Raw genomic sequence first — 23,568 nt, 5'->3', positions numbered from 1 at the left:
CGCCGATACGCGTGGAACCGGTCATCGTTATCTCTTCCGTGCGGTGGCCAGGTACATCCTTCAGCCGCGTACGCCCAAAGGTTCCAACGAGTGTACAAACCATCCGACTATGGGGGTGCAATTAAGATCGCCGGATGTAAGTACCGCCCAAGAACTACACCTCGCGCCGCGCCGCCCACGCCGCGGTGGCGCCGTTGTGACCTCCGTCATTACCTCCGTCATCGCCGTCCTGGCCGTTGTGGGGTTGTTGCTTGCCCTGCTGCGCCCGGCCGTGTTCGGCATGGGGGAGACGCGGGTGGACTCCACCACCATCGGGGCATCGTTCGAGGACATCGCCGAACTGTCCGTGGAGGAATACGTCTTCTCTGACGTGGGCGAGTTCGACCAAAAAGGCCTCGAGGTCCTCGGACTGCGCGTGCCGTTTACCGGCCGCAACTTCCTCGTTACTTACGACGGCCGCGTCACCGCCGGCATCCGCGACACATCCGCCATCGACGTTTCGGTCGGCTCTTCGTCGATTGATGTTGTGCTGCCGCCCGTGGAAGTACTCAGCGCCCACATCAACGCCGACAGCGTGCAGGTCTACGACCAAACCATGAACCCCATCAACCAAATTCGTGTCGACGACGTCACCACCTTCATCGCCGGCCAAGAGAATGCCGCGCGCGACAAGGCCGTGTCGCAGGGCTTGTTGGACCGCGCGCGGGAGCGCACCGAACACCTCGTGCGCAGCCACGTCGCCGCGCTGGTACAAGGCACCGAGCAGGAGGATTTTGACGTGCGGATTTCCTGGGCGCAGTAGCCGCTCGTGCTCTAGAGTTTCTGGCTATGCGTAAGTCTTTGGTGTCTGCGTCGGTTCCGGTTGCTGGTGCGGCGACGGCCGCGCCTGGTGCTGGTTCCGGCTCCGCCCAGTGTTCCATCGAGTACAACGCCGACCAGGTTCCGGCGCTTGCCGCGGGCGTACTTGGCGACGACCTCATCTTCTACAACGGCTCCCGCACCGACGCGCTTGCCCTGCGGGAGAAGAAGCAGACCGAGCTGCGCGCTGGCATCGGCGAGAACGGCTGGGGCACGCTCACCCAAATCGACGACGCCAAACTTTGGGAACCCGGCGTCACCCACACCTCAAGCGCACTGGTCCTCGACGACCTGAAGCACTCCTCACGCAACCTGACCGTCACCGCCGACAGTCCGTTCAGCCACTCCGAGGCTGCCTACCTTGCCAACGCCGCCTCGTACACCGCGCGCCGCTACGCGGATTGCGGCAAGGATGTGAATAGGGTCGTGCCGGTGGCGCCGTCGTCGATAAGCCTTGCCCTCGCCCCGAACCACATCGCGCTGATTGTCGTGGCGCTGCTCGGCGTGCTTGGTGCTGTGGGCGCCGGCGCGGCGAGCATGATCCCCGGCGTCGCGCTGCCCCCGCTGCCGTTTTAGGGTGTTGACGTAACGCAGAGCGCACTCTATGTTCACTGATGTAAGCCAGAGGTGAGCACAGCAAGAATCCTCAGGGCAACAACTCCGGAACCCACACGATTGTGTGGGTTTCGTGTATCAAGGGTGGAAAAGTAGGTCAGTGGGGGTTGGCCTTCTCGCCAGTATGACTTTTGAGATTCAACGGGCTTTGCCGCCCAGTTTTTGTGTCAAAACGGGTGTCGGTCTACGACCTGTGGGCCACTCGACGTGAAGTCCTCGAAGGCTCAAGGTTCAGCCGGTGGCTTGTGGTTGTTACGCCGCCTTCGGTGGTGCGTTGTCGCCCAACTTCCATTGCTCAAGGTCGTCCGAGCTGAGCTTGCGGTCACTACGCCGCGGTGGCGGAGTCGGCTTCTGGAACGTATTTGGACGCGACCAGGCAGCCGCGTCGAGCATGGCGAGGTTCACCCCCACTGCCGCCATGGCCATGCACAGCATTTGTGCCGCCCAACCGCGCATAAGGCGGGTCGTCACGTCTCCGGCATCTTGGTAGGAACCGTTCTTGAGCATTGCATTGCGGGACTCAATGGTGTTGCGGCGGTGTTCTTCAGCGTCACGATGTGCTGCTGGCAGACCTTCGGGCAGGAGGCCTTGGAGGGCACTTCGGAGGCGGTCAGCCCGTCTTTTTGGAAGCCCTCTTTCTTCCTGCCGTCCTCGGCAAGCGGGACCAGCGGGCAAGTATTTTCCGCGCCCTTAGCGCGGGCAGGACAGTCCAGTCGCACGTCGCAATTCTTGTTCGGCTTCGTGCCGTAGCGGGCGAGCGTGAGACGCTTGCGAGCCTGAAACAGATTTGAGAACTGCTGGTCCGGTCAGTTGTCCCCTCCCTGGCAACCGCTCCCCTTCCCTAGCCTGCCGTCCCGTCCGCCGACTTGGCCATCGCCGCGCAAACCGTCTCGGATTCAAGCCGAGAATGTCAGCAACTCGAAATTCGCACCGAAGGCCGACTCGAAAGTAGGTTCGCCCTCAAAGCCCATTTTCTCTGGTCCTGTCGTGCCCCCGACTACTCTGATAGACGACGAAACCACACCCGCCTAACGCGAAGGAGACACAGTTGGGCAGACAACAACGCCTCGAGCTGACCTGGACGAATAAGGACAAGGCGCTCATTCCCACCGAGCAAGGCCGCTACGGCTACACCTGGGTAGATCCACGCGACCCGCGGTATTGCGAAACGAGGGTGTTGATGGTTGACGAAACGGTAACCGGGACGAGGTCTGAAAAGGAAGAGGGCACCACCTACTCCGAGCGCGCTGACTTAGAGCCACAAACCGACAACTTGCTCATTCTGGGCGAGTCCGGCGACGTGCTCGAAGCACTCAATCGTGTACCGGAGTGGTCTGAGAAGTACGTCGGAAAGGTGAAGTGCATCTACATTGACCCACCGTTTAACACCGCGCAGACCTTCGCGAACTACGAGGACAACTTGGAGCACTCCGTCTGGCTCACCATGATGCGAGACCGGCTGCTACACCTGCGGGACTTACTGAGCGAGGACGGGTCAATCTGGGTCCACCTTGACGATGTGGAGAACCACCGGATGAGGGTTCTGCTTGATGAGGTGTTTGGGTCGGCGAACTTCGTGGCGGAAGTGGTATGGCAAAAGGCGGACTCGCCGCGTCGGGGGGCTGGGTTTTCTGTAGACCAAGATGTCATTCTCGTATATTGCAAGTCAGATCAGTTCGCTTTCAATCACACGGAGCGTACGGAATCAGACAACGCGCGGTACAAGAACCCAGACAATGACCCCCTAGGCCCCTGGTGGGACGATAACCCGACGGCAAATCATGGAGACGGTAGAGGGGGTATGTGTTACGCGATTCAGTCACCAATAACGGGAGAGTTGCTACGGCCCCCGCCTGGGGGAAGTTGGAGGCTGCGACAGCAGACGTACTTTGAAGAACTGAACAAGTGGACACCGTACCGTTACGAGAATCTGAATGACGCTGAATGGCGTGCTGCTAACGAGAAGGTGCCTATCGAAAAGGCGTCTAATGACGTCTGTGCTCTAGTGCTAGATACTGACTTGGAGACTGCGAAGTCCAACGTCGAGAAGCGCCGTCTTGAAGGAAACTGGCCGCTGATTCTGGTCCGTTCTACTGGTGGTATTGGTAGGAAGGCATACATACCTGTCACGGGTAACAATCCGCGTACGTGGTGGACGAACGAGGATGTCGGACACAACCGCGCTGCAAAGTCTGAACTTAAGGCGCTATTCCCAGGCCAAAACCCATTCGCCACCCCGAAACCCGAACGCCTCTTGGAACGCATCATCCACATCGCCACGAACCCAGGAGACATTGTCCTCGACTGCTTCGGCGGCTCTGGCACTACCGCTGCGGTAGCCCAGAAAATGGGCCGCCGCTGGGTCACCTGCGAACTCGTGGAGGACACGTTCAACCGCTTTACTCGCCCGCGCCTGGAGAAGGTCGTAAACGGCGAAGACCAGGGCGGTATTACCCTCCAGAGGGAAGAACGCGCCGACGCCACCGAGGACGGTCTACCTGAAGGTCTTACCCCGGAAGAAGCTCAGAAGTTCACCTCGCTGCTGAATAAGGCCATCAAGGGCGACGACGAGCTCAAAAAGAACCCCACGGTCAAGCAACTTAAGGCCATGACCAAGACCAAGCCGGTCAAGGGCGTGGTCAACTGGCGCGGTGGCGGTGGTTTTCAGGTCGCACACCTTGAGCCGGCCTGCTTCGACTACGACCCAGAGGTAGCGCTCACAACCTTGACCGAGCACGCCACCGGCGACCTGCTCGTGCGCTCCGTGGCCGCACAACTTCGCTTTGCGCTCACCCCTGAGGACTTGCATTTCGACGGCAAGCGCGGCCGCGAGCACCTCGTTGTAGTCGAAGGTGTCCTGGACGAGGAGAAGATTGACGAAGTCATGGCTCACCTCCCAGAGGGCCACTCCGTCCTGTTCGCCGCGACCGTGGTTGACGGCTTTGCCCGCGAGCATGTCCGCTCGTTCAAGAACGGATCGCGAGTTGTCCACGTCCCGCTTGAGATTTTCCCGTACTCCGACGCTGCCGAAGAGGAGAAGTAACCATGTCACAGAAATTGAACCTCTCCTACGACGAGAACCTGGTTGCAGAACTCTCGAACAAGTTCGACCTCCGCGCACCGAACGCCGAAGCGCTCGCCGATTTGGTGAAGCGAATCGAAGAGGGCAACTACGACGCTCTAGAACCACTGGTGCTCAACCTCGCAACGGGTGCGGGCAAGACCTACGTCATGGCAGCGTTTATCGAGTACCTGCGCCGCCAAGGCCACCCCAACGTCATGGTGGTCACCCCGACAAAGGTCGTACAGGACAAGACAGTTCTCGACTTCTCTGAAGGCTCGCACCGCTACATCGGTGGCTTCGATGTCCCGCCCCGGCTTGTCACTCCGGGTGACGTGTCGAACCTGCGAGTCGATAACGTCACCTCTGACCTGTTCGTGGGCGAAGGTGCCTCTACGCTGTACGTTTTCAATGTTCAGCAGTTGTTCCCGCCGAAGGACGGCGGTAAGAACGTCGCAACGGGAGACGAAGCGGCGCGCCGCAAGACGTGGAAGTTCCAGGAGGACTCGGGTGCGCTCGCGCAACGGTTGATCGACACGGAAGACTTAGTCATTATCGCCGACGAGTCTCACCTGTTCGGCTCCACCGCAAAGACCTTCCGCAAGTCGCTGACTTCGCTGAAACCCGCCGTGACCGTGGGGCTTACGGCCTCGCCGGACAAGGGAGATGACGTTGTCTACCGCTACCCGCTGTGGCGGGCTATCCAGGACGGCTACGTCAAGCAACCGGTGCTGGTCTACCGCGAGTCGGGTTACGACTCGGAAGATCGCCAGCTCCAAGACGCATTGTCGCTTCTGGCTATCAAGGAAGAGGCGTACGCGAACTACAGGGCAGCCCACCCGAAAGGCAAGCAGACAAAACCGCTTCTGTTCGTGGTCTGCGCTGGCGTGCCTCACGCCACCGAGGTTGCCGAGCGCCTGCGCGGCCCCGGGTTCGTGGGCGACCCGCTCGCGGTGCTTCAGGTGGACAACGAGCACAACGACAACACCACCCAGTCGTTCTTGCGCTACCTCGACACGGACAACTCCCCGGTTCGGGTGATCGTGTCAGTCAACAAACTGCGTGAAGGCTGGGACACAAAGCGCATTGCCGTGATGTGTACCCTTCGCACAATGGGCTCGGAGGTGCTGACCCAGCAGGTCATGGGCCGAGGGCTCCGTTTGCCGTTCGGGGCGCTCACCGGCGTTCCTGCCATTGACGAACTCGACATTTTGTCGCACGAGTCCTTCGTCAAACTGCTCCAAAGTGAGAACGTGCTGAAGCAGTTCGGTATTGAAGACGCGGTGCGAGATGGCGACGGCACAGAAATCATCACTCCGCCTGGAACGACCAACCCTCCACAGGTGGTCACTGGTACTGGCGCCGGGGGCAGCACCTCTATTGGCACCGGCGCGACTGACACTATGACGGTGCAACCTGGCGAAAGCTCGTTTACCTCGAACGAAGTGATTGTTACTCCAAGTGAGCGAACCGTGGGCACACGAGCACTCACCGACGAAGATGACGTTTCGAAGGGCGTTGAGATATTCACGCCAGTCGTTGTTCACGTCAACGAGAAGTTCGCTGGCACCACCTTCGACTTCCCGTCTTCGGCTATGACGAAGACGAAGAAGCAGTTCGAGCTGGTTGATATCCCGAACTCCGTCATTGTTGAACGGGCAGACAGGGTCACCGACACTGACGAGTACTTGGCTCGCACGAAGATCGGTGTGGCTAACGAGGGCAACAAAATCGAACTCGACAACGACGACCGCTCCGCCGTGCCGAGTTTCAAACAGACTCCTTCCCAAGTCGCTGCGGAACTGATCCGCCGCGTCATGGGTTCCGGTGCGGTTGCCGCGACGACAGAGAACACGAGTCAGCTCAAGCGCCGCATCGTGCCCACGTTTATGGAAGCGACGAAGATCGAGCAGTGGACGGAGAAGGCCAAGGAGTCCGCGGCCCGACACTTGCGTGAGCTCGTTGTCGAGGAGTCCAGAAAGGCGAACGCCCAGACTGGAACTACGGTGTCCATCCACCCGGTTACCCTCCCGATTGACAACTCGTTCGTGCTCGACCTCGACAAGAAGGTGCTGGACCTGCTCGACCGACAGGAAAAGTCCGCGGGTAAGGCAGGTTTTAGCACCGCGGAGTACTACGGCACCTGGAAGAAGGGACTATTCGAGGCCGCACGCTTCGACTCGTTCACCGGAGAGTACCGCCTGGCAGCTCTGCTAGACCTCGACCCGAACGTGGTGTGGTGGAAGCGGATCTACGCCCACGAGGGCGCACGGGTGGCCTACACTCCGCACAACTCGTACGTCCCAGACTTCGTGGTCTACGACAAAGACGGCACTCACTGGATTGTCGAAGCCAAGGAGAACCGCGGCCGCGACGACGAGCGCGTCCAGACCAAGCGTGCGGCCGCCGAGCGCGTGGTACGCCAACTCGTGGGTATGCCGGAGTATGAGGACCAGACCTGGGGCTACCTCATTGCTTACGAGGACGACATTGCCTCTTCCGACTCGTGGGCCGACTTGGTTGCCGGTTCGGTGACGGAGCGGATGCCGGCCCTCTAAGCGGGCAATCGTGGCACTAAAAAGGCGAGGCCGGACTGTGGGAGCGCTCCTGCGGTCCGGCAGTCCGGCTTTTGTCGTGTCGCGGGGTTGCGCGCGGGGCTTCAGGGTTTTCTTGTCGGGCACTGAAACGGAAGGCGGTACGGGTTTCGAGGCGGGTGTGTAAGGAAGCGGCAGAAAATGTGTAAGCCGCCGTGTAAGCGGCGATGGAACTAAAGGTTGGGGAGTTTACTGAATCTCCCTTAACGGGCCGCATTGCATCACTACGGTTCGAGCCCTTTGCACGCGGGGCACTCTTTCCTCAGGAAGGTTTCGGGGGAAACAACGCGCTTGTGGCCGTTGGGGCACACGAAACGGAGTCGCTCGTACGTGCCAACGATCGGTACCAAATCGGGGTCGATGTGCGGCTCATCCCATGCTTCGAGAAGCTCCATCACATCGAAGACGGTGGCTGAAGCGTACTTTTCTTCAAACTCGGCATCCTCGATGGCGCGTTTCTGCTCTTCACGCTCACGGCAGACTGGGCATCGTGCCCAGCCCTTGACTACCTGATCAATCTGCCCCTGGAAAGAGTGCCCTTCCGGGCAGGTCCACCAAGCTTTCTTCCGGGAGCCTTTCCTGGCGGTTTGCCAGAGTTCCTCGGAGTTTTTCTCGTGGTCCCACCAGCTGACGATCTCCCCATCGAGATTCTTCAAGAGGCTCTCGCCAGGCGCCTTCGACATCCCAGCAGCAGTGGTCTTTTTCGATCTTTGGCACCGGCACCCAAATTCGATGTCACCGATCCGCTGGGCGGAAATGAGATCGCAATGAGGACACTTCACCCCATGCGGATCATCAAGAAGAGACGGGTTGGTCAGCGGGCCAAGGTACTGGTAGCCGCATGCTTCGGCTATCTCCTTGGCCTCGTTCGCTGGAATCGGCGCGAACTCCCTGACCAGCTGCTTTCGCGACTGAGCGGCCCATTGCCGCCAGTAACACGCGCGGCACGTTTTCTCGTCGCGGTTCACGGTGATCTGCACGTACTCAAAGCGGTAATGAGCCTCAAAACCGCACTCTAAACAACGGGTGAGCAAAGCGTCCTTCGGCCTTGTGAACGGATCCAGAAGCACAAGCCCACCGCGTTTGTAGATCTCGGCCAAGTGGACATCACAATATGACGGCTTCGTCCGTGTACGGAACAGCGCCGGCTTTTCGCAGCCTGAAACGCTGCACGTTTGAGTTGTAACTGCTGCCACTGCGTTGCCTTCTCGAAATTGACGGACATGTTGATGTCTCGGCTTACTAACACGCTAACAACCAGAGGCACGTTCCACCCGTCTTTTAGGAAGCCTTTTCTACAGGTGGCCGGGTATAAATGGCAGTATTTCAACTTGCTGCAGCCCCTTGGGCCGCTGCAGCGCCGCAGATCACTCGTTACACTTCACTGTTATGCGGATCACAAACCTATCTCTTGTAACTGTCCTTACTGCAGCGCTTGCCGTGGGCTGTTCAAGCTCTGGGGATGACACCCCGCCCACCACCGAGCAAGCGCTGCCCGAAACCACAGCCTCTGCTGAGACATCAAGCAGCAGCGCAACCACGTCCGCCACGGCCACAAGCAGCACGGGCTCGGCAGACAACGACCAGAAGGACTACAAAGACCTTGCCGACGGGATGGTCGACCCGAACGATCCGACCTCGGTGTACGACGGCGTCACCATCAGCGATTTTTTCAGTGCGTTGAATTTCATCGACGGCTACCAGTCGGAAGAGATCGAAATTGACAGTGAAACCAACATAGTTACAGGTAAGTACAACCACCTCGAACTGCCAACGATCGCGCAAGTCAAGGCCTACGTGCCACGCGATAGCGGCGAGCCGCACCCACTGGAAAACGTAAACGACCCGCACATGCAGTTCTTCCTCGGACAAGTACACAGCATGATCACGGAAAGCGGGTTCACCCCGGTGGAGGAAGTGGTAAATACGCCGAACTTTGAGTGGAAGTGTGTCACCCCTGAGGACGTTCCAATGGGCGAGACGAACAACACTGCGTGCTTCACGGTGCTCGCCGGGCGAGTTATTGAAGTCCAGCACAAGGTTGTTCAGGAAGACGTTGAGATGGTTGGCCCCGCAGATAATCTGCTCGACCTGCTCGACAACAACCTCGCTCCGCTGAAGGAGCTTCAATCGGGCAACGCTTAGTTCAGGAATGCTTAATACAGGAAGGCTTCGACCACATGAAGACCACCAAACTCTCCGTTGCGGCCGTCCTTAGCGCAGCGCTTCTCGTGGGCTGTTCAAGCACCGGGGACGACGCCCCCGCGCCGACTACCACTGCTGCCGAGCAGGCGGCACCCGAAACCACGGCCACAGCTGCTGCGGACACCAGCACAAGCAGCGAAAGCACAGAAGGCACCAACGCAAAAGACTTGGCTGAAGCCTTGATCAACCCCGACGATCCGTCCACGGTCTACGACGGCGTGACAATCAGTGACCTGTTCAGCGCACTAGAGACTCTTAACGGCTACGAGACGCAAGAGCTCATCGTAGATTCCGATATCAACTCGGTCGAGGGCCAATACTTGCGCCGCGAGGACCCGACGATGGCCTCAGTTCAGGCATACATGGCGCTGAACAATGATGAGCCATACCCCTTAGCAAACGTCAACGACCCGGAAATGGAGTTCTTCTTCGACAAAGCTCGCGGCTTCACCGAGTCGCAGAATCACATGCCAGTTGAAAAGACGGTAAATACGCCGAACTTTGAGTGGAGGTGTTTTACACCTGAAGGCGTTCAGCCCGATGATGTGCACCACTCCATCTGCTTCACCACGCTCGCAGGGCGCGTCATCGAAGTACACCACCTACTCAAGGAGAAGCGGGCGGACGTGATTGGCCCCGTCGATAATCTGCTCGAACTCGTCGATGGGAACCTCGCTGCACTGAAGTAGTAGCGCGCCGGTATCGTCGGCACAATGACGTTTGGTCTTGTCGTTGTGCAGTTTGCCGTCGTAGTCGTGGGAGTCCTCCTCGCCTGGTTTGTGGGGAGGTGGAAGTTGGGGTTTACGTGGGCGTCGTTAGGCTGGGGCGCTCTTGCATTCCCCCTCTCCCAGGTGGTCAGGATGACCCTGGTGGTGCCGCTGCAACTGGTGTTTAGCCGGGTGATGGACCCGGCCACCGCAGCAACGGCAACCGTTATTTTGATGGTGGCAACCTCCGGCCTGTTTGAGGAAACCACACGCTGGGTCGTGCTGCGGTATTGGGCGAAGAACACCCGCTCTTGGCGCGATGGCGTGGGCTTTGGCTTGGGCCACGGCGGCATCGAGGCGCTGCTCCTCTTCTCTTCTGCCCTGGCAACCAACATCATGCTGCTCACCAACGGTGAAATGCTGCGCATACAGGTTGCCCAGACTGGCGACGCCACCGCCATCGACGCCTTCGACCAACAAATGGATGCCCTGCAGAACATGGGTCTCGGCCTGCTTGCCGCGGGATGGTACGAACGCGTGCTGGCGATTACTGCGCATGTGGTGTTCACACTCATTGTGCTGCGCGCGGTGCGTGAGCGCCGCTGGCAGCTGTGGCTTCTGGCCGTGACGGCGCACATTGTGTTTAATGCCGTTACTGTCATCAGTGCACCCTACGGCCTAGGTGTTATGTACGCCCTGCTCACCGCGTTTACTGCCATGGGCTTGTGGGCAGTTATTGCAGGTCCGCTAAAGAAGGAGGCCCTTGCGTGAGTGCGCCCACACAGACACTTATCCGGCGAACCGCCGGCTGGCCCGCAGTCCTCCTGACTGGCGTAGCAACATTCGCCGCAGGCTTAGTCGCCTTTGCCAACACCGGCAGGTGGGGCGTGGCCATTGCAGCGCTCTACGTTGCATGGACGGTGTGGATCTTGCGGCAGAAAATAGTGCTCAAGCTTGATACCGACGCGTTGACGGTACGCTTACACAACCGGTCAAGGCGAATCCCCTACGCCGACATTGTGGAGGTAACACCCGCACCGCGCGTGCCGCTGACCATGTTCATGGGAGTGGCACTACTTGCCGGGCAGCCATGGCGGGTTGATGACGCTGACGCGTTCACCCTCGGCGGGCCCGTTATCCGCATTCACACGCGCACCTCGGATGATTGCGTGGTGGCGGTCAGTGATGTGGATCAGGCCATACACCTGATCCAGGCCAGAACCTAGCTAGAATTCAGCCGGAATAACTACCCAGCCAATCAGATACGCCAGAAGGCCCGGCAACACGCCGGCTAGGGCGAGCACGACAAACACGATGCGCACCAAGGTCGGATCAACGTTGAAGTAGCTGGCAATACCGCCGCAGACGCCGGCGAGCATCTTGTCCGTCATGGAACGGGTCAGGCGGCGCTGCGGCTGGTTGTTGGAAAACTGCGGGTATGGAGACGACATTGCGTATTCCTTTCGGTTGCTTGGGGTAGTTCCCACTTCCCCATTAAAGGCGCGTTTGCCCGCCAGGACAACGGTTAGCTGTTGCTATTAGAGGTCTCTGGCAGCGGAAGGTCCACCAAGGCCTGCAGAAACTTCTCCACAGCCTCGCGGTCAACTTCCCTAGTTGGGTCAAACACAGCCTGGCGAACATAGTTCACGTGGCCTGGCACTGCCGCTTCCAGACGCTCCACGCCCTCATCGGTCAACGAGACCAGCACGCCTCGGGCGTCGCCTGGGCTGCGCTTCTTCTCCACCAAGCCCCGCTTAGCCATGCGGGTTACCTGGTGAGAGGTGCGCGAGCGGTCCCACCCCAAATTTTCACAGAGTTGTCGGAGGCGAAGCTGCATTTCTGGCGCCTCAGACAGGGCGACGAGCACGGAATACTCGGGTGCAGACAGGCCCGACTTTGCCTGCAACGTCTCATCCATGCCACGCGCAATCTTGTTGGACGCAGTGAGCATGAGACGCCAAAGGCGTTGCTCGTCTTCGTTCAACCATTGAGTTTCTGCAGGCATATCGGAAAGCTTACTTTATATATGTAGGCAATTAGGAATTTGCTGGGAAAGTGGGTGCTGTGTCACATATTAATTGGTGACGCGTCACCAAACGTGTACGGTGGGGCCAGCCAGAGCAAAAACACACGAAAGGAATCACACAATGACTGCATTGACTGGAACCTGGAATCTAGACACCACCCACTCCACCATCGGCTTCGTGGTACGCCACGCGATGGTGTCCAAGGTGCGTGGCACGTTTAATGATTTCAACTCCACCATCACCGTTGCGGAGAACATCGCAGACTCCAAAGCAACGGCCACCATCCAGGCTGCTTCTGCGGATACCCGCAACGCTGACCGCGATGCGCACCTGCGCACCGAGGACTTCTTTAACACCGACGCATACCCGGAGATCACCTTCACCTCCACCGAGGTCAACGTAGACGCTTCCGGCAACGGCACCCTGACCGGTGACCTGACCATTAAGGACACCACCAAGCCGGTTACCCTCAACGTTGAAACCTTCGGCGTGGAAGAAGCACCGACGGGCGAGACCCGCTGGGGCTTTGAGGCAAACACCACGATTGACCGCACCGAGTTCGGCATCGACTTCAACGCACCGATGAACTCCGGTGGCGTGCTCCTGTCCAAGGAGATCAAGGTGGAGATCGAAGGCTCCGCAGTCAAGGCTGACTAACAAAGGCAAACTAAGCCTTATTTCCCCTCCAGACTCAAGACCCGGCAGCTAGCTCTGCTGGGTCTTGAGTTCTTCCATGGCGTATCTGCGTACCGCACCAACCCTGTCAAAGCGTTGCGGGAAGCAGGTCAACACAAACACCTGAGCCTTCTGCCCCACCTGGTCAAACAGCAAGTTCATGCGGGTAAGCCGCTCAGGGTCGGTGGCACCCAAGGCGTCGTCCACAATCACCGGCACCGGCGCAGTATCGCCCGTTGCTGTAACCAGATCCGCGATAGCGAAGCGGGTGAGAAGCGCCAGCTGCTCCTTCGTACCGCCAGACAGTTCGCTCAGCGCCACGGTGGTGCCGTCCACAGTCCGGTCCACAATGTCTAATGCGTCGCCAAAATTGAAGTCCACACTCGGGCCAAACAGGACACGGGCGTGGTTGCGAAGTGCCTCATTAAACGGTGCGGTGTAACGAGCACGTGCGGTATCACGGTGCGCAACCATCGTGTCGCGCAGCAGACGAGCTGCCTCTGCACGCCTGGTGGTGCGCGCGAGCTCCGCGTTAGCTGCCTCAAGCTTCGCCTCAGCTAAGTCCGCACGCTGCGCGGTACCGGCGGCAAGCTCGATGTAGCTGTGCAGCTCCGCAATACGCTTATCCGCCGACTGCATACGTTCCTGCAGGCTAGTAGCACGGTTTTTCGCACCTGCAAGCAGCAGCGTGGCCGTGTCCGGGTCAGCGTCTGCAAGCTGAGCAGCTAAGGACTCGTGCGTGGCGTTTGCCTCCACAACCGCTGCGCGTGCAGTCTCCAGCGCGATCGTGAGCGAGTCTTGGGTAGTAGCAGTTTCTGCAGCATCCAGGTTCGCTTGAGCATCTGCACACTCAGACTGTTTCGCTTCCAACCTGGTGGTCAGCACCGTCAACGCTTCGGCAGCCTTACGGTCCGCAAATGGCTTCGCGGCGGCTTCTGCGGTTTCCGCGTCCTGCTCCGCCTTGGCAAGCTCCGCATCTGCCGCATCCACAGCCTCTTGCGCCTGTGCCTCGCTGAAATCTGCCGGTGTATCCAGCTCCTGCTCCAGCTCTTCCACCGTCGCCTCAAGTGCCGTCTGGGCTGAGCGCAACGCAGCAATGTCGCTGCCTGCCAGCACATCATCAAGACGTTGCTTGGCCCCAGCCAACGCTGACGCATGGGAGGCATGCGCATCGCGAGCATCGCGCGCCTCCTTCAGTGTTTCGCAGCCGACAGCCTCCAAAAGCTCGTCGAGCTCACGTTTCGCCTCATCTGCTGCTTCGCGCGGGTCGCGCTGCCCCTGTGCGGCGCGGTAGACCACGGTGACGTCCCCAAACTGCAGCTCTGTGCCGTCGAACACGCCGACAGAGGTCGTGCCGTCAACGGCCAACTCCTCGCCGTCTACAACCACCGTGGCACCAGTTGCGGTGATGTCCAACTTCGCAGCGGAGGCCTCAAGGAGGCGCTGCTGCACTGCAACTTCGGCCTCTGCCTCTTCGATGGCGCGGATATCCGCATCCGTCACAGTCCGGCGAGGCGACGCCTCCAAAAGCTCGGTGTAAGTCTTCTCCGCCTCGGCAATACGCAGCAAACGCTCGTTACCAGCCGCAAGCTCTGTACGGGCACGCACCAGGTCACACACTCGCGCCGCGCGCTTCGTTGCCACACGCGCATCACTCACCCGTTTCTTCGCCACCTCCCGCTGCGCCACCAGCTCTTCCAAACGCGCACCTTCGGTCTCTGCCGCCTCACGAGCCGGCTCAAGCTGCGCCGCTAAACTTTCAGCCTCTGTGCGCAGCGCAGTCACGCGCTCCTGCAGTGCCTCGCGTTGCTGCACGTCGCCTTCCGCACGAGTCAGCGTGACCGTTGCCTGCCGCAGCGTCTCTGCTGCCGCTTCAACCCGCTCCCCCAGCTCACGCGCCTGCCTTGCTTCTGCTTCGCGCGTTTCAACCTCTTTCTCGGCTGCGGGCAGCTCAGCCTTTGCCTGCGCAATCTCCTCTTGCTTGCGCGCAACCTCCTCCACATACCGGGACAGTTGCGCTTCCTGGTCGCGCAAGCGCGTGTGCTCCTCCGCTGCCTCATCTGCCGCAGTCTTTTTCGCGGTAAACGCGGCCTTCGGTTTACCTCGTGCATCCCAGTAGCGTGCGTATTCTTCCTCCACCGCGGCCATCAGCGCGGTGTCTTCAACGCCAGCGGCCTGGGTACCGGACTCCTCTTCCAACGCCGCGGTAATGGAGGCGATCCCTGCCGCCTGCAAGCCTGGGTCCAGTTCCCCCTGGCGCAGAAACAGCGTCTCGGCCAGCTCGCGGTCCAAGTGCTGGTCAAGCAAGTGTTCAAGCTGATCGTCTGCCTCACGGCCCGAAAAGTTCTTGTGCGCCGGTACTGTGATGCGCAGCTCAGACATCGGGGACTTCATCCACCGCTTATGCACGGTAAACGTGGTGTCACCCACCGTTGCCGTCAGTTGCACCTCTGGGCCCACATCCCTCCCCGCAGGTGCTACAGCTTTGACCTCTTTCCGCCTAGAGCCGTGGCGTTGGTTGAGCACCAAATCAATCGCGTCCAAGATGGTCGACTTACCCGCCTCATTCTCACCGTGGATGACAATGACGCCGCGCTCAGGAAGCTCATCAAGGCGCAAGTGTTCAACAGCGCGGAAGTTGGTCAGTTCCAGTGCGTGGATCTGCATGGCTACTTGGCCTCCTCAGAAAGACGAAACAGCAGGTTTAAGGAATCGCGCACCACCGGGTCACTCGCCTCACCCGGAAGAGACGGCGCGCTCGCTGCCGCAGCAAGCTCTGCCATAGCCTCGCGCGCATAGCCGCTCAGGGGCAGGTTGGCCAGCTCTTCGTCGCTCGGCTGCAGGTACAGCCCCATGTATCGCTCGTGTTCATAGAGTGCGGCAAAGGCGTGGGAGAGTTTTGTAATCCCTCGTTCAAGGCGTGCGGTGTCTTCCAAACCCAAGGTGCCGGTGATGGAGTATCGGATTACGGTGCGGTCTTTGTGGGGATAGGCGCGAAGCTGATCCAAGATGAGATCTACATCTTCAGGGCCTGCCACTTCCCAGGCGAGCTCTTCAAACGTCCACTCGCCTACTGGCACGCTTTCCACCTGCACGGTGGATTCCAGCCCGCGTTTTTCCACGGTGACCACCAATGCGTTGCCGGAGTCCGTCTCTCCGCCGGCAACACCTTCGCGGCGGTCGTGGAAGTCTGTCGTTTCCGGCGAACCGGAGTACCACACCCTCCCAGAGCTGGACAGGTCTTGCGTGGAGTGGGTATCGCCCAACGCCACGTAATCAATCACGCCCTGGGACGCAGCCTCATTAAGTCCCGCAACGCTAATCAGAGAGGCCTTGTCCTGATCCCCAAAGCCCTCGACGGCGCCGTGGCCCACCAGCACCCTGATGTTCTCGCTCGGCTCAAGTGGTGCGATCGCGCGGGCGCACAGATCCTCAGGGGCGTGCTTGGTAGTCAGCGGCGCACCGACAATTTCTACGCCTTCGCGCACCTCAACTGGGTCGAAGTCACGCAGCACGTGCACACCGTCGATCTCAGCAACGCCCTCGCGGCGGGTGAAAATGGAATCCGCAACCAACGGATCATGGTTGCCCGGCAAAAGATATACCGGCACAGGTAGCGCACGCAGTACCTCAAGTGCGCGCTCGTGCGTCCTCGGCTCAAGCGTGTTGTGTTCAAACACATCCCCTGCCACCACGATAAATTCGGCACCCTTGTCACGCGCTAGCTCGCCGAGTTTGGCTACGGCTTCTAGGCGTGCCGCGTCGAAACGCGACTGCGCATCAGGCGGGAGGAACTTGCGCGTCATGCCAAGTTGGAAGTCAGAGGTGTGGATAAACGTCAGGGTCGCGGTCACGGGTTTCATGCCTTTAAGCAATAGCACGCCACGGCCACACACTCCCGCGCAATACCGAACATTGCTTCGAACTAGTGGTCTTCTTCCACCAATGCGTCATACAGATTCTCAATATCCGCTACTGCATTGAGCAGGTCAATGTTGGTAAAAGACACTGATTCCAACGCGCGACGCAACAGATCCGTGTCCGAATCATCCACCATCGGGGCAATCTTCGGGGTCGGCAAATCCGGCAGTTCATGGCCGGTCCAGAAAAACTCCGAGCCTTCCGCAGCGTTCGCCCGAGCGGTACCCTCGGCACCTTCGCGTATAGACGCCTCGACGTCCTCCACACTCAACCCACGCAGGGCGAAAAGGAGCGTCGGGTCAGCGTCGAAACGCTTGGCAGCTACCTCAGTCACCGCAACGATGTGCTTGCATAACGGGGCGGGATCCGGGCAATCGCAGAAGAAACGTGCATCATCCCCGTCTGCAAACAGCAGAGTGTCTACAACCTCGTCCGGAAACGCCCCGCGCTTCGCCCGAGCGACTGCACCGCCTCCCCCGCCAAGCTGCTGCATCGCATCCACCAAGTCTTCTTCCGAGCGTCGCGCCAGGATAAAACCCGCAAAGAACGGCTCTGGCTGTGATCCGTGTACCTCCGCCTCAACGGTATTAACGCGCACGTTGAAACCAGTCACACGCCCCTCAGCCGCGTACTCCCGGCCGCGCTTTACACGCCCCTGGTCTGTGCGTTGCGCTACCGCCTCACGCAAGCGGCTCGACGCCGGTGAGTAGCTCACCGACGGATGCGACACACTCTGCACAGGCCCTTCCCCAACCCCGTTCCGAATGCGCTGCGCAGTCTCCCGGATCCGCTCCCGAAGCTCCCGCGGCGATGGAGGCACCAGCGGCCCGACCGTCTCCTCCGCGGAGGAGACGCGACGTTTTGCGCCAAAGTTGGCGTAGATGACGTTGTCTTCGTGCGGACGGTTCGTGTTAGTCATTGCGCCCCCTGTAGCTCATCAGCTGCGCCAAGTCTTCCGAGTTCAGCTCAGTAATCCAGCCTTCGCCTTCACCAACCACAGCACCCGCCAGGTGCATCTTGCCGTCCAACACTTCCTGAATGCGCTCCTCCATGGTGCCGCGGGTGATCATCTTGTACACGGTCACGTCCCGCTGCTGGCCGATACGAAACGCACGGTCCGTCGCCTGGTTCTCCACGGCGGGGTTCCACCAGCGGTCCATGTGCACCACGATAGAGGCCGCCGTCAGGTTCAGCCCCGTGCCGCCCGCCTTCAGGCTTAGCAGCATCGCCTGCGGGCCATCGGGGGCCTGGAAGCGCTCCACCATTGCGTCGCGGCCAGATTTACCCACACCACCGTGCAAAAACGGGATGTCCTCGCCGAGCCGCTCACTCAAATACGGCTTCAAAATGTCGCCGAAGGCCTTGTACTGGGTAAAGATCAACACCCTTTGGCCGGAGTCGGCGGCCTGATCCAGGATCTCAACCAACTTTTCCACCTTGCCGGAGCGGTGGCGGCCTTTGAGGGTGACGCTTGAGCCGTCGCCAAGAAAATGCGCCGGGTGGTTACAAATCTGCTTGATCTTTGTGATGGTGGACAGCACCAGCCCCCTGCGCGCCATGCCCTCGCGGCTTCCCAGCTCACGCTGCATTTCCTCCGTCAGCGCGGTGTACAGCGCCGCCTGCTCCGCGGTCATGTCCACGGTGATGATGTGCTCGGCTTTATCCGGAAGATCATCAATAATCGCCGGATCCGTCTTCAGCCTGCGCAGGATAAACGGTGCGGTCAGGCGCTGCAGGCGCTCGCCCATCTCCTGGCTCAGCTCATCGTCCCCGCGCTCAATCGCCTTGGCAAAGTGATTGCGGAAAAACGACTGCGAGCCCAACATCCCCGGGTTCACAAAATCCAGCAGGCTTCGCAGCTCACTCAGCTTGTTCTCCACCGGTGTGCCCGTCAGCGCGATTCGCTGACGCGCCGGGAGCCTTCTCACGCTTTTCGACGCCCTCGTGCCCGCATTCTTAATCGCCTGCGCCTCATCCAACACCACGTGATCCCACTTCACCTCAGACAAGGCGGCCCCATCACGTGTGGCAATGCCGTAGGAGGTGATCACCAAATCGGCTTCGCGCGCGGCCTCGATCAGCGCATCGTCTTTCTTCCTGCCCGCACCGTGGTGGACTAGCACCTTCATGTGCGGCACGAAGCGAGCAGCTTCACGCGCCCAGTTGCCCACCACAGAGGTTGGCGCGACCACAATCGTCGGCCCAAGGTCACTGTGACCGTCCTTCGCCGCGGCGTCTTTCTCCACAGCAAGCAGTGTCAACAGCTGCAGCGTTTTGCCCAGACCCATGTCATCTGCCAACACAGCGCCCAAGTTGTTACGGGACATGAAATACAGCCAGTCCACACCGCGGCGCTGGTAATCACGCAATGAAGCTTGCACGGTTTCGGGAATGTCCACCCGCTCAGGCGCAGGACGGTCCGTGCCGCCCATCAGCGAATTGAACCAACCCGCACCCGTGATCTCCACCGGCAGCTGCATCGAGGCATCCGCGGCAGATTCAAGCGCCAGCTGGCGAAGCTCCGCAGCCGTGACCTGGCCAGAGGCAGCCTCTGCCATGGCGGCTTCGTACTCTTCGCGCAGCGCTTGGGCCTCTGCCTCCAGCTCCGCGGCGTCTGCATGACCAAGCTTCGCGTGAAGGCTGGCCAAGCCTTCCGCGGCATCCAGGCGCTTCTTCAGGTCCGGCAGCGAGGAATCGTGCAGCTGCTGGATGTAGCGCTCAGTCTTAGCCAGGCCGGTTTTGTCGGCCAGCACCCATTCGTCTCTAAGCTTGACCAGCCCTGACTTGGAGCGAACCAGCTCACGCATCTCTGCATCGGTCAACTCAACGTCACCGATGGAAACCTTCCAGTCATAGGTCAAGAGCGTGTCAAAGCCCAGGTGGCGAACTGTGGAGGCGTCATACGGATCAATATCCCGCGTGACATGCAGCTTCGCCTTGGTCTCCATCGTGGTCCACGCTTTGGGCAGCATCACGGCAAAGTTGTGGTTGCGAAGCTTCGCGGCTTCCGTGCGCACAAAACGGGCAATGTCCTCGGTTGTCAGGTAAAGGTCCCAGTCGCCCTCATCAGACTCCGGCGGCAAGTAATGCGGGCGCGGGTGGCGCACCGGATCCGCCAAATCCGTGACTTGGCTTGCCCGCTGGAGCTCACTGCGCAGCCGCTGGGCTGTCTGCGCGTCATACTCATGCAGAAGCACCGGGCGTGGCGAGTCCGTGCCCGAACGCACCTGCACCCGCACCGGCCACACCGGCGGCACAGCATCTGCCTCAGCTTCACCGATGTAATCAAGATCCTCATCCAGCTCAATCGGATCATCTGCAATAAACACCAGCTGCAGGTTCACCGCGGTAATAGAGCCGTTCCAATCGCCCACCCGGCGCGCCAAGATGGCACTTCCGCGGCGCAGTGGCTCGCCGTTGAGCAGTGAGTTAATGAAGTCGTGGCGCCCGTACGGGTGGTCGTGCTGCCGAATGTTTGTGTTCTGAAGCCGGTAAGTAGCAATCCAGTGCGTCAGCGTGCGCGCCATGTCTTCGCCCAGCATCTGATTGTTGGCTACCAGCACACCGGGTGCTGCGGCGGTCATGGCGGCCAGCCAGCCGCGCTCCTGCACACCCGTGCCAAGCTGCCATTCGGCGTACCACAGCCTGTCGCGCTGCGGGACGTGGATGCTCACTCGCCCGGCGCGCACGAACCTGTGTAGGCCTTGGTACATGCGGATCAGCCATTTGAGGTCTGGCGCGATCGCGTCGTTCTTCAGCGCCTGGGCCTCAGCAAGCCCAGCCAACAAGCGCACGGTGTTTTCCGGGCCAAGCGCCGCAGTTGGTGCAAGCAGCTCAACTTGGCGGCCTTTCGGTGTTTGCAGGCGGATGCGGTGGCGGTGGCGGAACGTGTTGTTTCCTGCAACAAGGTGCACCACGTCCGGGAACGTGCCCGCCTCAACTTTGTCCAGTGTGACAATCCGGTGTCCCTCTACCTGCTCAACCCATAGGTTGAGCCCAGACCCTGGCACCCAGAGACCGTGGAGAAGGAATTTTGGCATACCCACTTTTATAACACCCACCCCCTACAACGCCCATTACATCACGCTCTGCAGTACTGTCTTTGCACATGACTGACAACTTCTGGCTGGTTCTTGCCATCGTTTTGTACTTCGGGGTCATGGTAGCCATTGGCTTCTATTCTTGGCTACAGACAAAGAAGTATGACGACTATGTGCTGGCGGACCGCGGCTTAAGCCCGTTTGTTGCGGGGCTTTCCGCTGGCGCCTCCGATATGTCCGGCTGGTTGTTGATGGGTCTTCCCGGCGCGCTGTTTGTCTCCGGTATGAGTGAGCTGTGGATTGCTATCGGCCTGTTGCTGGGTTCCTGGTGCAACTGGAAGTGGGTCGCACCGAAGCTGCGCAACTACACGGAAGTGGCCAATAACTCGATCACCTTGCCCAGCTTCTTTGAAAACCGCACCCATGATTCTTCGCGTGCGCTGCGTTTCGCCGCTGCCGTGATCATCATCTTCTTCTTTACGTTCTACGTCTCCTCCGGCATGGTTTCAGGTGGCCGTTACTACGAGTCCACCTTTGGCGGGGATTACACCACCGGCATGCTGATCGTTGGCTCTATTACGGTGCTCTACACCTTCATCGGCGGCTTTTTGGCAGTGAGCTACACGGACGTGGTGCAGGGCGCCCTGATGTTCTTGGCACTGCTGATCGTGCCTATCTTGGCGCTGTTTGCGGTGGACAATCCTGCCGATATTTTCTCCTACGCCACCTCCAACCCGTACGGCCCGTGGCCGGAGGGCAACCCGCAGTACTTCAACATGATCGCGGGTGTGTCTGCTGCAACCATCATTGGCAACCTCGCGTGGGGCTTGGGTTACTTTGGCCAGCCGCACATTGTTACCCGTTTTATGGCGCTGCGTTCCGCCTCTGAGGCCAAGGCTGGCCGCCGCACTGGCATTATCTGGGTGACCATCTGCTTCGCTGGCGCTGTGTTCACCGCGCTGGTGTCCACCGTGTACTTCGGCACTACCTCTGCGACGGTGACGGACCAGAACGGTTTTGAAACGATCTTCCTTGATCTGGCTCGTTTGCTGTTCCACCCGCTGGTTGCTGGCATTATCCTGACGGCGGTGTTGGCTGCGATTATGTCCACGATGTCTTCGCAGCTGCTGATCACGTCGTCGGCGCTTATTGAGGACTTGTATCGCATCTTCAAAAAGGAACCCAGCCAGACCACGCTTCTGGTCCTTTCGCGCCTGATGGTTGTGTTGGTTGCCGTGGTGGCCATGCTGTTGGCCCTCAACCCGTCTGACACCATCTTGGGTCTGGTCGGCTTCGCTTGGGCTGGCTTCGGCGCGGCGTTCGGCCCGGTTGTGTTGGCGTCGCTCTACTGGCGTCGCCTCACCGCCCCGGGTGCGTTGGCTGGCATGATTGTCGGCGCGGTCACCGTGTTCGTGTGGGGTACCTACTTCGGCGACATCATCTATGAAATCGTCCCAGGCGTAGCCTTTGCCACCATCGCCATGGTTGCGGTTTCCCTGGCCACCACACCGAAGCCGGGGGTTGAGGAAGAATTCGACCGCGTCACCGGGAACCAGGAGGCACTTCCCGCAGTCTAAAGAGGTATGAAGCTTTTCCTTCGAATCCTCATTGTTTGCACTCTTGCTCTCGCCCCGTTCCCAACGGGGCTTTTGCTTATCGACGCCCCGTTGTCCCCCCGCACCACCACGCTTAACTACAACCGCCAACAAGCCTTCGGCGCAAGCTGGGCCACCGCCCCCGGCTCCGGGGGTGCGTGTACGAGCCGCGACGTTGCCCTAGCCAGCGCCTGGGCCCAGCCCTGTGACATGCCCTATCAACAGTGGGACGTCGCCCCTATCCGTGATCCCTATACCGGTTCCGCGATCCTGCCAGCCGACGTTGAACTTGATCACCTCTTTCCCCTTGCCGCTGCGTGGGACATGGGTGCTGCCACGTGGCCTGCGGAAAAACGCCTTGCGTTTGCGAACGACCCGTTGAACCTAGTGGTGACATCTCGAAGCGCCAACCAATCCAAGTCCGACAAGCTGCCTGGTGAGTGGATGCCACCCGCCTGGCGCTCGCGTTGCCCTTACGCACAACAACTGTCAGCCGTGGCCTCCACCTACGGTTTGGCGCTGTCGCACGAGGACCGCAAGGCTATGCGAGGCGCCTGCTCCGGCGTCCGAGGCGTACTTTCTGCACGTTCCCTGTAAGGTAATTGCCCATGAATACTCTCTTTACCTTCCTGCACGTCGCCGCGGCGATCGTGCTTCTCGGCCCGGTTGTCGTCGCCACATCGATGTTCCCGGCTGAAGCTGCCCGCGCGAAGGCTGGCGGCGAAGAGGCCACCGGCCGTGCCGCCGTTCTTCACAAGGTTTCGACAACCTACGGCATGCTCTCCGCACTGGTACCGCTGCTCGGTGGTGTTGTCATGGCCTTTGATTGGAACACCTACAGCACCAACTACTGGCTCCACACCGCGATCGTGCTCTCCGTCATCGCGTGGGCGCTGCTGTTTTTCATGGTGATTCCACACCAGCGCAAGATGATGGGTTCCCTGGGCGCTCTCGACCCGGCTGATGCCGATCCGTCTGATGTCACCGGTGACTTTGAAAAGTGCAAGGCAAAGGCGTCTGCCGGTGCCGGCATTTTCAACCTGATGTGGATCCTGGTCCTGGTTCTGATGTTCCTGCCTGCTGATCTGTTCTAGCGCTTCGCTGTTCTTACGCTTCGCGCTTTACGCCGGCTGGCCAGCTTCACCGCTGCGCCTTCCGGCGTTTTCTTTTGCCCTTTTGCCCCGGCCAATCACAAACATCGGATAGCAAACATCGGATAAGGCCCATTTTGGCCCAATTTGGCACCTATCCGATGTTTGCTATCCGACTT

Annotated in this window: 21 protein-coding genes; 12 read left to right on the top strand and 9 right to left on the bottom strand. The window is 59.9% G+C overall.

The window, feature by feature from the left end; all coding sequences use genetic code 11:
* Positions 1-109: 109 nt before the first annotated feature.
* Together I6I71_RS07955 and I6I71_RS07950 are read left to right on the top strand one after the other, a co-directional pair.
* Positions 110-802: a DUF4230 domain-containing protein gene (locus I6I71_RS07955; protein ID WP_201820172.1), complete on the top strand. Its 693-nt coding sequence runs from the start codon at positions 110-112 to the stop codon at positions 800-802.
* Between the two features lie 26 nt (positions 803-828).
* Positions 829-1,434, top strand: a complete 606-nt coding sequence (locus I6I71_RS07950; RefSeq protein WP_201820170.1) for a hypothetical protein — start codon at positions 829-831, stop codon at positions 1,432-1,434.
* A 291-nt stretch (positions 1,435-1,725) separates the two neighbouring features.
* Here I6I71_RS07950 and I6I71_RS07945 read toward each other — a convergent pair whose 3' ends face one another.
* The gene (locus I6I71_RS07945; protein ID WP_201820167.1) at positions 1,726-1,944 is read right to left on the bottom strand and encodes a hypothetical protein; all 219 of its coding nucleotides are present in this window, start codon (positions 1,942-1,944) and stop codon (positions 1,726-1,728) included.
* The gene (locus I6I71_RS07940) at positions 1,941-2,192 is read right to left on the bottom strand and encodes a hypothetical protein (protein WP_201820165.1); all 252 of its coding nucleotides are present in this window, start codon (positions 2,190-2,192) and stop codon (positions 1,941-1,943) included. Before I6I71_RS07940 ends, I6I71_RS07945 begins: the two co-directional genes overlap by 4 nt.
* A gap of 461 nt (positions 2,193-2,653) precedes the next feature.
* Here I6I71_RS07940 and I6I71_RS07935 point away from each other — a divergent pair, with 461 nt between their 5' ends.
* Both I6I71_RS07935 and I6I71_RS07930 read left to right on the top strand, forming a co-directional pair.
* Complete coding sequence (locus I6I71_RS07935; RefSeq protein WP_414017454.1) at positions 2,654-4,516, top strand: site-specific DNA-methyltransferase; 1,863 nt, start codon at positions 2,654-2,656, stop codon at positions 4,514-4,516.
* A 2-nt stretch (positions 4,517-4,518) separates the two neighbouring features.
* Positions 4,519-7,092: a DEAD/DEAH box helicase gene (locus I6I71_RS07930; protein ID WP_201820159.1), complete on the top strand. Its 2,574-nt coding sequence runs from the start codon at positions 4,519-4,521 to the stop codon at positions 7,090-7,092.
* Between the two features lie 260 nt (positions 7,093-7,352).
* Here I6I71_RS07930 and I6I71_RS07925 read toward each other — a convergent pair whose 3' ends face one another.
* A complete protein-coding gene (locus I6I71_RS07925; RefSeq protein WP_201820157.1) occupies positions 7,353-8,228 on the bottom strand; it encodes a zinc-ribbon domain-containing protein in 876 nt (291 codons plus the stop codon).
* 289 nt (positions 8,229-8,517) lie between these two features.
* Here I6I71_RS07925 and I6I71_RS07920 point away from each other — a divergent pair, with 289 nt between their 5' ends.
* The 4 genes from I6I71_RS07920 to I6I71_RS07905 are packed head-to-tail and all read left to right on the top strand — an operon-like array spanning position 8,518 to position 11,266.
* A complete protein-coding gene (locus I6I71_RS07920) occupies positions 8,518-9,273 on the top strand; it encodes a hypothetical protein (protein WP_201820154.1) in 756 nt (251 codons plus the stop codon).
* A gap of 35 nt (positions 9,274-9,308) precedes the next feature.
* A complete protein-coding gene (locus I6I71_RS07915; protein WP_201820151.1) occupies positions 9,309-10,022 on the top strand; it encodes a hypothetical protein in 714 nt (237 codons plus the stop codon).
* A 24-nt stretch (positions 10,023-10,046) separates the two neighbouring features.
* Positions 10,047-10,811, top strand: a complete 765-nt coding sequence (locus I6I71_RS07910) for a YhfC family glutamic-type intramembrane protease (RefSeq protein WP_201820148.1) — start codon at positions 10,047-10,049, stop codon at positions 10,809-10,811.
* Positions 10,808-11,266, top strand: coding sequence for a hypothetical protein (locus I6I71_RS07905; protein ID WP_201820145.1), 459 nt, complete (start codon positions 10,808-10,810; stop codon positions 11,264-11,266). Before I6I71_RS07910 ends, I6I71_RS07905 begins: the two co-directional genes overlap by 4 nt.
* Here the strand turns inward: I6I71_RS07905 and I6I71_RS07900 are convergent, their stop codons facing one another.
* Positions 11,267-11,491, bottom strand: coding sequence for a PspC domain-containing protein (locus tag I6I71_RS07900; RefSeq protein ID WP_201820142.1), 225 nt, complete (start codon positions 11,489-11,491; stop codon positions 11,267-11,269).
* 74 nt (positions 11,492-11,565) lie between these two features.
* Complete coding sequence (locus I6I71_RS07895) at positions 11,566-12,045, bottom strand: MarR family winged helix-turn-helix transcriptional regulator (protein ID WP_201820139.1); 480 nt, start codon at positions 12,043-12,045, stop codon at positions 11,566-11,568.
* 142 nt (positions 12,046-12,187) lie between these two features.
* Between I6I71_RS07895 and I6I71_RS07890 the strand changes: the two genes are divergently transcribed.
* Complete coding sequence (locus tag I6I71_RS07890; protein ID WP_052204737.1) at positions 12,188-12,724, top strand: YceI family protein; 537 nt, start codon at positions 12,188-12,190, stop codon at positions 12,722-12,724.
* A 48-nt stretch (positions 12,725-12,772) separates the two neighbouring features.
* On the opposite strand, the gene I6I71_RS07885 is transcribed toward I6I71_RS07890, so the two are convergent.
* The 4 genes from I6I71_RS07885 to I6I71_RS07870 form a co-directional block, all read right to left on the bottom strand.
* The gene (locus tag I6I71_RS07885) at positions 12,773-15,409 is read right to left on the bottom strand and encodes an AAA family ATPase (protein WP_201820137.1); all 2,637 of its coding nucleotides are present in this window, start codon (positions 15,407-15,409) and stop codon (positions 12,773-12,775) included.
* Between the two features lie 2 nt (positions 15,410-15,411).
* The gene (locus tag I6I71_RS07880; protein WP_201820131.1) at positions 15,412-16,605 is read right to left on the bottom strand and encodes a metallophosphoesterase family protein; all 1,194 of its coding nucleotides are present in this window, start codon (positions 16,603-16,605) and stop codon (positions 15,412-15,414) included.
* 62 nt (positions 16,606-16,667) lie between these two features.
* Complete coding sequence (locus tag I6I71_RS07875; protein ID WP_201820118.1) at positions 16,668-17,582, bottom strand: SWIM zinc finger family protein; 915 nt, start codon at positions 17,580-17,582, stop codon at positions 16,668-16,670.
* Positions 17,575-20,703 (bottom strand): DEAD/DEAH box helicase, encoded by a 3,129-nt coding sequence (locus tag I6I71_RS07870; protein WP_201820115.1) that lies wholly within the window; start codon positions 20,701-20,703, stop codon positions 17,575-17,577. The genes I6I71_RS07875 and I6I71_RS07870 overlap by 8 nt, the downstream gene beginning before the upstream one ends.
* Before the next feature lie 68 nt (positions 20,704-20,771).
* On the opposite strand from I6I71_RS07870, the gene putP reads away from it, so the two are divergent.
* Genes putP through I6I71_RS07855 form a run of 3 tightly spaced genes read left to right on the top strand, consistent with a single transcriptional unit; the run spans position 20,772 to position 23,392 of the window.
* Positions 20,772-22,280 carry a sodium/proline symporter PutP gene (gene putP, locus I6I71_RS07865; RefSeq protein WP_201820112.1) on the top strand — a complete coding sequence of 503 codons (1,509 nt, stop codon included), beginning with the start codon at positions 20,772-20,774 and terminating at the stop codon, positions 22,278-22,280.
* Between the two features lie 6 nt (positions 22,281-22,286).
* Positions 22,287-22,895 carry an HNH endonuclease family protein gene (locus I6I71_RS07860; RefSeq protein WP_201820109.1) on the top strand — a complete coding sequence of 203 codons (609 nt, stop codon included), beginning with the start codon at positions 22,287-22,289 and terminating at the stop codon, positions 22,893-22,895.
* 11 nt (positions 22,896-22,906) lie between these two features.
* Complete coding sequence (locus I6I71_RS07855) at positions 22,907-23,392, top strand: DUF2269 family protein (protein ID WP_201820106.1); 486 nt, start codon at positions 22,907-22,909, stop codon at positions 23,390-23,392.
* Positions 23,393-23,568 lie beyond the last annotated feature (176 nt).

The sequence above is a fragment of the Corynebacterium riegelii genome (assembly GCF_016728505.1).
Lineage (GTDB): Bacteria > Actinomycetota > Actinomycetes > Mycobacteriales > Mycobacteriaceae > Corynebacterium > Corynebacterium riegelii.
The sequence above is the reverse complement of the archived record's forward strand: the minus strand, read 5'-3'. Positions and strand labels throughout refer to the sequence as shown.